The sequence below is a fragment of the Bacillus sp. P4_D3 genome (assembly GCF_056401855.1).
In genome coordinates, this window is record NZ_JBFUIN010001078.1 from 1 (window position 1) to 854 (window position 854).

Genomic DNA, 854 nt, shown 5'->3' on the forward strand with positions numbered 1-854 from the left:
CAGTAAAACTCCCACCTCAAAATTCGACTGGAGCAAAGAAGTTAGGTGGGAGCCCTGCTGCCCGTARACGCCCGATTGGTGCGGGCTAATAATCAGTGGGGGATGAACAAAACCCCTACGGATTAAAGTTTCACTTTATAGCGCTATTTCTACTTAGATTTAACGAACAGAAATATAGGAAAGTATCGATGGGGTTGTAGTTTATAAACGGAGGTCATGAAGATGAATAATTTTCAACAAGAACTACAAGCGTTAAGCCTTAATGATTATCAGCCTGGAAATATTGTGTATTGGGACCAGCAAAACCAATATCCATATTACTATATTGAAGATGCTGCTCGTCGCTGTGGTGGTTGTGGTCGCTGTGGTGGTTGTGGCGGTGGTGGTCGTTGTGGTGGTGGTGGTCGTTGTGGTGGATTCCGTTGTTTTGGTTGCTTCGGTTGCTTTAGTTGTTTTGGTTGTGGTGGTTGCTCTAATTGCTCTAATTGCTCTAATTGCTCTAATTGTTTTGATGGTTTTAATGGTACTACTGTAACATTTGAATATTGATAAGAGACAAAAGGAATCCATTTTGAAAAAAGATTGATCAAAACGGATTCCTACTTTTTGAAGCATTATACAATTTTTATAAAAAAGTGCTAACAAGTTTTCAAACGAACTTGCTAACACCTATACGAAATAGATATAAAATATCGCTGATATGTCGCTTGATAAAACGATAATAATTAAGCACTTATAATGAATACTAGGTTTTTAGAAAAGAAACCACAAAATGTAATGTTTTATTTCATTATGAAAAGAAATTATTCTAATAGGTCGTTGTGCATCGGCTTCATAGGATAATCTCTTTTATG

Annotated in this window: 1 protein-coding gene; it reads left to right on the top strand. The window is 36.9% G+C overall.

The genetic code is table 11. The features are described from left to right. The first annotated feature begins 222 nt into the window (after positions 1-222). Positions 223-549, top strand: a complete 327-nt coding sequence (locus AC1DTM_RS29290) for a heterocycloanthracin/sonorensin family bacteriocin (protein ID WP_477001577.1) — start codon at positions 223-225, stop codon at positions 547-549. Positions 550-854 lie beyond the last annotated feature (305 nt).